We start from the raw sequence: 223 nt of genomic DNA on the forward strand, positions 1-223 counted from the left end.
GAAGCCTTTGCGGATAACCCGGACCTCAGTTATCAAGTCGGCGGGCTGCAAAATTACTTTCACTACTTCTTTTCACTGCAAGATGAAAAAGAGACGCTGGAAGAAGAGGACGCGCTGGAGTTCCGGTTTTTCAGTGAAATCCTCTCCGGTCTGCTCGGCAACCTGCAATCATCCTTGCCCGGCCAGCAGGTTTTGGCAAAGCTGGCGGCCAAAGAGTCAGACG

General features: G+C 52.5%; 1 protein-coding gene. It reads left to right on the top strand.

Annotated features, from left to right (window positions below; genetic code table 11):
• Positions 1–223, top strand: a 223-nt coding sequence (locus ACGF49_RS25410) for a hypothetical protein (protein WP_387493620.1), incomplete at both ends; no start/stop codon positions are given.

It is taken from the genome of Photorhabdus sp. RM96S (assembly GCF_042879335.1).
Classification (GTDB): domain Bacteria; phylum Pseudomonadota; class Gammaproteobacteria; order Enterobacterales; family Enterobacteriaceae; genus Photorhabdus; species Photorhabdus kayaii.